This is a genomic window from Methanolobus psychrotolerans (assembly GCF_002243045.1).
In the GTDB taxonomy this organism is placed as follows: domain Archaea; phylum Halobacteriota; class Methanosarcinia; order Methanosarcinales; family Methanosarcinaceae; genus Methanolobus; species Methanolobus psychrotolerans.
Map to the genome: position 1 here is coordinate 1 of NZ_MBKP01000064.1, position 9398 is coordinate 9398.

The window sequence follows — 9398 nt, forward strand, 5'->3', positions numbered from 1 at the left end:
GTTGAAGGAGTCAATGAGACTTTGGACGCTGTCATAGGACCACTCAATGTTGCAGCGGAATATGTTGACAGGATAGCAAAGGGAGAGATCCCGGATAAGATCACTGATGAATACAACGGTGACTTCAATGAGATCAAGAACAACCTGAACCAGTGTATCGATGCAATAAATGCACTTGTTTCTGATGCCAACATGCTGTCCAAAGCTGCGGTCAAGGGTAAACTCGATACCCGTGCCGATGCCTCAAAACACTTCGGTGATTACAAGGTTATCGTTGAAGGAGTCAACGAAACTCTGGATGCTGTTATCGGTCCGCTGAACGTTGCAGCAGAATATGTTGACAGAATAGCAAAGGGAGAGATCCCTGACAAGATCACTGATGACTATAATGGTGATTTCAACGCTATCAAGAACAACCTGAATCAGTGTATCGACGCTATCAATGCGCTTGTAGCTGATGCCAATATGCTTTCCAGGGCTGCAGTTGAAGGTAAACTTAATACTCGTGCTGATGCTTCAAAGCACTACGGTGATTACAGGTTGATTGTTGAAGGTGTCAACGAGACTTTGGATGCTGTAATCGGTCCGCTCAATGTAGCTGCTGATTATGTTGACCGCATCTCAGATGGTGCAATTCCTCCGAAGATCACTGATGAATACAAAGGTGACTTCAACACTATCAAGAACAACCTGAACCAGTGTATCGATGCGATCAATGCACTAGTTGCCGATGCAGATCTTCTGGCACAGGCCGGAATTAATGGGCAGCTTGCTACCCGTGCTGATGCTTCCAGACACCAGGGGGATTATCTCAAGATCGTTGACGGTGTCAACAACTGCCTGGATGCCGTTGTAGGCCCTGTGAACGAAACTGCAAGAATTATTACTGCCTATGCCGAAGGAGACTTGAACACCAGGGTAACAATAAACGCAAAAGGTGACTTTAAACTATTAGGCGACACATTGGATGGTTTTGGTGACACACTGCAGAGCATAATCAATGATTCATGTGCAGTCCTTAATGCCATTTCCTCCAACGACCTGACAAGAAGGGTTAGTGTTTACGGAGTTGGAGACTTCATACAACTCACAGAAGGTGTTGAGAATTGCCGTTCATCATTGAATGACATCGTTGCACTTGTCACTGAGAATGCTGAAAGCATCGCATCCACTGCCCAGGAAATGTCTGCCTCCAGCGAGGAATTATCAGCTGCTGCAGAGCAAATAACCAGTACTGTAACTGAGATATCAAAAGGTACGCAGATGCAGGCAAGTAAAGCTGAAGAAGTATCAAGGGCAATGAGCGATATGAGCCTTACTGTTCAGGAAGTAGCTACTAACTCAGAGAAGGCTGCACAAAATGCTATTGAATCCAACATCCTCATACAGAGTCTTGGCGAAATGTCCCAGGACCTCAAATCAAAGATGGAAAGTATAAAATCTGCAGTTGGGGAGTCTTCCGATGTAATCAATGAACTGGATGATAAATCCAAACAGATCGGGGAGATTGTCAGCCTTATTACAAGTATTGCCGACCAGACCAATCTACTTGCCCTTAATGCAGCAATTGAAGCTGCAAGAGCAGGAGAACACGGCCGTGGGTTCGCAGTGGTTGCTGATGAAGTGAGAAAACTGGCTGAAGATTCCGGTCATGCCGCCAAGCAGATAGCACAACTGATAAGCCAGATGCAATGCGGAACCAGAGATGCAGTTTCCTCTATGAAGAAAGGTGCCGATGAGGTGGATACAGGAGCATCTTCTCTTGATAAGTCTGTTCTTGCTATCGGAGAGGTTGTCGAAGCCGGAAATTCAATCGTAAAAATGGTCCAGGAGATTGCTGCTGCCGCAGAAGAGCAGTCTGCTTCGATAGAAGAGGTTACCTCCTCCGTTGAAGGAGTATCTGCTATCTCTGAACAATCTGCAGCAGGGGCACAGGAAGCCTCTGCATCTGTCCAGGAACAGACAGCTTCCATGCAGGAGCTCTCAAGATCTGCTCAGGAACTCTCAGAGGTGGCGGCTAATATGCAGGCAGTGGTATCTAAGTTCCGGTTAGACACTGGAAGTGCCGATGTACCCATGGAATCTGATGGTAACAGAAACAAAGGATCATCGATATCTGCAAAGATGCATTCAAAACCTTCAGGACGTCCAAAAAAAGCATTGGTTTGATGTGATGAGGATTTATCATGGCAGAATCGGTTACAAAAGATGGCAGCTCTTCTGAAGAGCTGCTTCAATTGGTCATCTGCCAGCTCTCTAATGAAGAATTCGGCATTGAGATATCCAAAGTAAAAGAGATAATTCGCATACCTTATATCACAAAGATTCCCCAGGTACTTCATTATGTGGAAGGCATCATAAATCTCAGAGGAAATCTAATTCCTGTTATCAATCTTGCGGACAGGTTTGGCCTTGAACATGAAGAAAACGATGAACACTCACGTATAGTTATTGTAGAAATAGGCAACCTTGTAGCTGGTATGGTAGTTGATTCCGTAACTGAGGTACTGAGGATGAACAGTGATAGTCTCGAACCGGCACCCGATATAATTACAAAAGGGGTCAGCGAGAGGTATATACAGGGCGTAGGCAAAATAAATGACAGGTTGCTCATTCTTCTGGATATCGACATGATATTCACAGAAGAACAGAAAAAGAAGATGGGCCAGTTAGAAAATGCGGGTGCTATACCCGCATGATTCCTATTTGTCTGTGATGTGAGATTTTCGGTTCAGGCACGGATATGTCGTTACTTTTACGAACGGTCTGATTTTTGCATTTCCAGATTCATTATTTTACTTTAGCACCTGTGACAAGGTCATTTCGAATTATTACTACGACCTTCTGAAAAAGATTGTAGAGATTTTCGATAAACCCCATCTCCACCACCATTTTTTACTAAAATATAAAGAGTGACCTATGTACCTGCATTAGGAAGCCGAATGTGCTATTTGAGTATAATTACTGCATAGTAGCGATTACTATAATGATTTTGTATTGTTTATTTTTGTAGAATGGTCTATATTAATTAGCTTTATAAGACGTATAGAATTACCCTTATAATCATCGATTATTGCATTTTCTCACACTAAATGTGCCTGTTATCACTGTTTAATGTTAGGTTTCATACAAAATACTAACTTTATTAGGGTATTCTATACATGTTCCTAATGGCTTATTATGAAGCATCCTAACAGGATGGAACTATTATGAAAAAAAGGCAAAAATCAATTTCAAAGACCATTACAACAGTTTTGATGGTCTCGATGATGGTATTGACAATAAGTTTACCCACAGGTGCCAGTCCATCTTCTGCAATTTCTGACAATGAAAAAGTAGGAGTTCTTGTTCTGGCCCATGGCAGTACAAGTGAAAGCTGGTGTACTTCAGTAAGAAATGCAGTTGCAGATCCAAACCTGGATTATCCTGTGGAGATTGGATTCCTTGAAATGGTGGACAACGAAACGATCCCTGATGCAGTAGACAAGCTGGATGAACATGGTGTTACAAAGATCATAGCTGTTCCTCTCTTCATTTCATCCAGCAGTGGTCATATTGATGAGATCCGGTATATTCTTGGTCTCATAGATGAAGCACCCGAAGAAGGACTTGTACAGGTAAACACCGATGCAGAAATCGTTATGACCGGTGCAATGGATGATCACTCCTTTATAGCTAAGATAATCGCAGACCGTGCAGCAGAATTAACGCAGGATGCAGAGAATGAAACTGTAGTAATCGCGCTACATGGCTCTACAAGTGACGAGCTGTATGGCTGGATCGAAAGCTCTGCTTCACTTGCTGACAAGGCAAAACTCATCTTAAGACACAGTATGGGAGTCAACATTGAAGAGGTTACATACGGATTTATCAATGTGGACGGGTCCAGTGAAGAGCTTGCAGGATATGAGATTAGCAAGGGTGTTGGCAGCGTATCAGAAAGCTCTCATCCGATAGTTATCCCTGTATTCGTGTGTGAAGGATATTATACTAATACTAAGATCCCTCATCTTCTTGAAGATGTAGATTACAGTTATCCGGAAGAAGGAAGCAGGGCTCTTATCCCTCACAGCAATGTTGGTGACTGGATAGAAATAATGGTTGCAAAAGAATTGTCATATCCGAAAATTTCAATATATGACGATGGAACGCTCGAAACAATTTCTCTTGATGACCTAGAAGCATGCCTTTGCGGGATATGTGCATATCGTTCCTCCCTTGAAGCATTCTCATATGAAGATGTCTGGGATGGAATTCCACAGAGAAGCGATGTCAGCATAATCAGTGCACATCCTTCTGACGGACATGAAGCTACATTCCTGTACATACTTGGTGATCTGAATGATGATTACGAAGTTGATGCCCCGGAAGGTACAGGCGAAACATACCTCACACCGGAGAACTATGCTTACAGGTTCATTCAGAAATCAACCGGTGATTCAGTGGATGTTTCCATCAGTGATGATGTATTCTATGACCGGATGTATGACCTGAGGACAAAAGCAAAACTCGGTACGGCAAGTGCAGAGGAAAAGCTTGCATTCCAGTTGCTGAAATCCATGATGCAGGAAAAGATGACATATGGTCCTTCAGATGAACTGTTCGATGTAACTTTATCGACCTCAGATGCATTAATAATAGCATCTGGATGGGATTTCATATCTGTTCCTTATGAACTGGATGATGCATCAATTGATTCCGTATTTTCAGATGTGGACTATGATGTGCTGCTTTATTACAATACAGCATCCGGCATGTGGGAACAGGGAGATGTGGATTTCACGGAACTTGAGCCACTCAAAGCATATTGGATAAAGAATTCTCAGGGATACGCACAACTGGTTTCCAGTGAAAAACTTGAACCCGAAGTGCCTGCTGTACCTGCAACCATAACATTACATGAAGGCTGGAATGCTATTGGATACAGTGATACAACAGATCTACTGTCTGCAGAAATGACCCTTCAGTCAATGGATGATTCATATTCATTAATAAAAGGACCTTACAATTCCACAGATATGACTTACGGATATGTAGGGCATAATGGTGAGACTGGTGTTATTTCCGGTAATCATGTAGGCACTGATGCTTTTGAGATGGCTCCCTACAATGGATACTGGGTCCTGGTGACACAGGAAACAACATTATACGGGTTTTAAGGAATGGATGACGGAGAATGGATTGGAATGAACTGAAGATGGGTATTTTTCCATCTTCTTTCTATTATTTCGGGTTAAGGTGTAATAATGCTTTTGAAATTAGGAATAAACACTTTTTATAAAACAAGATATCTTATTTTGCTTGTGATTTTAGTTGCTGGCATGTCTGTCATGCCAGCACAGGCTGATCCCAATGGAATTCCTCCTCTTCCTTTGATACTTGAAGGCAGTGTCAATCTGGGAGATGAGGCCGCAGTAACAGGAACAGAAATAACAGCAGAGCTTGACGGGAAAGTCATCGGAAGTACTATTATAGGTTCGGATGGGATATATGGAGATCAGCCGAGCACAAAACTGGTTGTAACATGTGAACCTGAGAATTATGATAATATCGAGTTCTATGTAAATGGCGTTGAATCTGATATTTCCGGAGTGGATTTTAGCAGTGTAAATCCCGGAGATACTGTAAGTCTTGACATGGCAGTTTCTGCTACTTTGGTTGAAGATACGGATGGCAGTGCCAAAAGCAGTTCATCTTCCGACAGTTCGGATAACGGCAGAGTTTCATCGTTGTCCTCGTCAACTGCCACTGCAGAAGATAAATATGTCAATGTTGTTAATGAAGATGAAAACGGAGAATATGAAAGTACTCTAGACAATGTTTTTGCTTCCCCAGAAGAGGCTGCATCTACTACTCCTAAAGATACTTCTGGTCTGTTTTCAGTATCAGGAATTGCAGTTGTATTTCTGGTAACTCTTGTAGTCATGTTGGGGGTCATGAAAGTTAAGGGTAGCAAATGATAGAAGCCAATGGCATCATTTTTAGGTAATGCGAATTATGTGGGGAATGAAAGATGTTGCGGAAATAGAAGGCTGGCATTCAAATATCAAACATCATGATACTCTTTATTGTACGGATGTAGAGAAAAAAATGGGGTCTGAAAGGCTATGTAATGGATCTGATCCCCACGTTCAGAAAAGCATCCTGTATTCTTCAGTATGATATTGCCGAATAACGGATGATTAAAACGGATAGTAACGTTTTTAAAGGTAAGCCAGTTTCAGCACGTTTCGTATCTATTTTTCCATAACCATCGAAAAACAATAACTAGTTCTCTTTTCTTCAACTTTATTTATTTGTTCCAAAAATGACTCATTAACAACCAGTCTCAATAAACTGTTCCATGCTTCTTCTTCAAATGAATCGGGTACGTCCGAATAAATTGATCCTAATACAGTGGTTGCAATCCACCTTACATCTATGTCGTCATCTGCTGTCAAATAATCTAATTTACTCCACGCAGCATATTTGTCGGTGATGGAAGAAAAAAATAGAACAAAGCACGGAAGCGGATTGCCTTGTGCATATGAATTTTCATCAGTGATCAACTTCAAAAGAGTATCCCATATTTTATTTTATCCGGTACGTAAAACTGGGGAACGATGAGTTGATTAACTTCTAATTAGCTGCATACCGAATCTCAAAGAATGTAGTATACGCAAAGAACATTTCTCATCCTTAATAATCAAGAAATCCGGTTAAATCTGCACAAGAATTAGCACTATTCGAATCCGAATCTGTAATATCAACAAAGTCAAATAATTCCACGAATAAATGAACGGGCCACTGCCTTCATCCTCGCACACCCATGAGAATGCTCAATGTACAAGGAGTACATTTACTTCCCGATGTTTTTATAAATAAGGAGGATTGATGTCAAATCAAGCAAACTTCATTCTTTGAATTGCCCGCCAAAAATCCGAAAGCTATATGATTTTTTTGTAGATGAAAAAGCCAAAAACCGTCTTTAGAGGGTGACCATCTAAAAAAATATAGTAGCCCGGCACGGATTCGAACCGAGGTTGCGGGATCCAGAGTCCTGCATGATTGACCACTACACTACCGGGCTATGGTGAATGCATTCCCTTAATTGTAAAGGTTAGATATTAAGATATCGGTCTGAGATTGTTCTGTAAGGTCATTACAGGCTTTCAGGGTTTTCGTTAAGAACCGCGGTCCACCACCATTTGGCCATATCTACCAGATCTTTGCTGAACTGACCAGAAAGACGATACTCATGGTTTTTGTGAGAAATAAGGCCAGCACCAAGTAATTTATTTCTCATAGCATAGAAGGATGCACGTCCAATATCAAGTTCAACAAGCAAACTCTCCCATTCATTGGTTTTGATAGGATCACCACTTTTCTGGCGATCTTCAATCATCATGAGAAATTTCTGGCCGCGAATGGCAGTTACCTCTTCCTGAAAAAGACGCCTCATTAAATGATAATAAGGGTCCCTGGAATGTGTTATGCGGGAATTGGCATCTGAACGTATAACCAGCGTGGTAGATGTGCGCGGCGCGTTTTTCACAATAGACATTTAATATCCGGTTTAACAAATACAAGTGTTAGCAACCTGAAGTTACTGTCTTTGACTCCAATGCAGTCCTTATCAGGTCTGCATATTCTTCTTTTAAAGAATACACAATAGGAGTCTTATATGACTCTTTGTGGGACCTTAGAACACCTAATTTAGAATATATGTAACCTACCATTGATGCTACCGCACTGCGTGAAATATCATATTTCAAAGTAATATTTGCATGCAACTCATCAACATTTGTCTCTTTTACATTTAAGAACATAGATAATATGTGACTGCGAAGTCCATTACAATCAAGTTCGATGAACTTTTGCAATCTTCGTTTTATTTTTGCGCGAATTGAGTCCATAACTTCACCTCATATATAGCACAAACTTTTATATGTCCTTCAATCTATATATATGTTTTTAAATTATTATTGTATGACGAAAATAATATCCAATAAATAGTAAAATGACTAAATATGATAAAAACATTCTCTCAACTCTCAGTTTTTCGGTGAATGCATGGATATCAAATATGATGTAGAACACAATGTGTTACAGGTTGATTCTATTGACCTGGAACCGCAGAGCCGTGATAATAATTTCATAGGAGTCTGCAGCCATTGCAATTCAGATGTAACAAGTATGAGCTATCACTCATATAAGGATGGGATGTTAGTAGCTGCAAAATGCAATTCATGCGATACAATCTATGCTATAATGTATGATGGGGACTGGAATTGGCAAGGTGAAGAGCCGATTTCTTATTTTTTTGACATCAAGAACAGCAACGATCTGAAAGTCCTTGATAGCATTGACAAAAAAAAGTTGGCTACTGTTTTCACTCCTGCTGAGGCAAGTGCCATGTATGCAAAAGCACGTGGTGAAAAGTATGTTCGCCAGTACCTCTACAGGGCCAGGAAGAAATATACCGATTTTAAAGACTTGTTTGGAATTCAAATTGATATCTGAGGGTATAAATACGCGCATCTGTTGTTTACTAGATGGTATTTTTGATAGGGTTACTAATAAATTATGATAATATATTAAAATAGTAAAATTAACTAATTGTATGCTGATATTTTTATATATCTTATTTTGGTTCGTATTTAGGGGGAGGATGCAAAGTAACATGTGTGTTAAAAAACAATTTGTGTTTTTAGTGTTAGTATTAAAAAGTAATTAATAATCAATTTATATTTATATTTATATCTATATTTATATTTGTATTTTCAAAACTGAACTTAATCTGGGGTTTTGGTCGAAAGATCAACAAATTCCAATCTCATTTAAAGGCTCAATACGATGCTTATTCTAAGTAAGGAACAGTGTTTCCTGTGATGCTAAATACGAAAAGTTGATAATAATTTATAGCTATAACAGAATATAAGTAGCAACTACTTATTAGTTTAGTGCCACCCTCACGAACACCGATTATAATTATCCGACTTTCCGCAGATGTTTAGAGAAAAACGGATATTTTCCTTTAGCGTAGATTTACGCATACTTATATCAAATAAGTGATAATAAGTGCTACTTCTCAAGTTAATTATGTTACTATCAATTGATAAATAATTGCAATCCAGATAATTGGCAAAATTCGAGGACATCTGCGGAATATAAGATTATCGGTGTTCCCAGTATCTCCGAATCACTGCCCTATATTTTAGAGTATGTCTGCATTTAACCCATATTATTATATCCTTTTAGTATATACATATTATATACTATGAAAAAAGTAGAACTGCAACCTCAAAACCATCTTGAAATTGACAACGTTGAAGGCTTTCTAATTCGTAAGGTAAGCAAATTCGGGAACGGTGCAAAGGTTGACTGCCCCAAGGAATACCTTGGGCGTACTGTTTATC

Annotated in this window: 9 protein-coding genes and 1 tRNA gene; 6 read left to right on the forward strand and 4 right to left on the reverse strand. The window is 40.0% G+C overall.

Going from position 1 to position 9398, the window contains the following annotated elements; genetic code table 11:
- From BB781_RS14350 to BB781_RS14365, 4 genes are all read left to right on the forward strand, one after another.
- Positions 1-2169: methyl-accepting chemotaxis protein (locus tag BB781_RS14350; RefSeq protein WP_129582735.1), on the forward strand; the 2169-nt coding region annotated here is incomplete at its 5' end.
- Positions 2170-2186: 17 nt separating this feature from the next.
- Positions 2187-2699, forward strand: coding sequence for a chemotaxis protein CheW (locus BB781_RS14355; RefSeq protein ID WP_094229158.1), 513 nt, complete (start codon positions 2187-2189; stop codon positions 2697-2699).
- 510 nt (positions 2700-3209) lie between these two features.
- Positions 3210-5159, forward strand: coding sequence for a sirohydrochlorin chelatase (locus BB781_RS14360; protein ID WP_094229159.1), 1950 nt, complete (start codon positions 3210-3212; stop codon positions 5157-5159).
- Between the two features lie 144 nt (positions 5160-5303).
- The gene (locus BB781_RS14365) at positions 5304-5960 is read left to right on the forward strand and encodes a hypothetical protein (RefSeq protein WP_129582736.1); all 657 of its coding nucleotides are present in this window, start codon (positions 5304-5306) and stop codon (positions 5958-5960) included.
- Between the two features lie 276 nt (positions 5961-6236).
- Here BB781_RS14365 and BB781_RS14370 read toward each other — a convergent pair whose 3' ends face one another.
- The 4 genes from BB781_RS14370 to BB781_RS14385 all read right to left on the reverse strand — a co-directional run bounded on the left by BB781_RS14370 (position 6237) and on the right by BB781_RS14385 (position 7895).
- On the reverse strand, positions 6237-6554 hold the full coding sequence (locus BB781_RS14370; protein WP_094229161.1) for a hypothetical protein: 318 nt from the start codon (positions 6552-6554) through the stop codon (positions 6237-6239).
- Between the two features lie 442 nt (positions 6555-6996).
- Positions 6997-7069 (reverse strand) — tRNA-Gln (locus BB781_RS14375).
- A 72-nt stretch (positions 7070-7141) separates the two neighbouring features.
- A complete protein-coding gene (locus BB781_RS14380; protein WP_094229162.1) occupies positions 7142-7543 on the reverse strand; it encodes a hypothetical protein in 402 nt (133 codons plus the stop codon).
- A 28-nt stretch (positions 7544-7571) separates the two neighbouring features.
- Positions 7572-7895 (reverse strand): DUF2551 domain-containing protein, encoded by a 324-nt coding sequence (locus tag BB781_RS14385; RefSeq protein WP_094229163.1) that lies wholly within the window; start codon positions 7893-7895, stop codon positions 7572-7574.
- 157 nt (positions 7896-8052) lie between these two features.
- On the opposite strand from BB781_RS14385, the gene BB781_RS14390 reads away from it, so the two are divergent.
- Together BB781_RS14390 and BB781_RS16525 are read left to right on the forward strand one after the other, a co-directional pair.
- Positions 8053-8502, forward strand: a complete 450-nt coding sequence (locus BB781_RS14390) for a hypothetical protein (RefSeq protein WP_094229164.1) — start codon at positions 8053-8055, stop codon at positions 8500-8502.
- 757 nt (positions 8503-9259) lie between these two features.
- Positions 9260-9398: DUF2080 family transposase-associated protein (locus BB781_RS16525; RefSeq protein WP_094228344.1), on the forward strand; the 139-nt coding region annotated here is incomplete at its 3' end.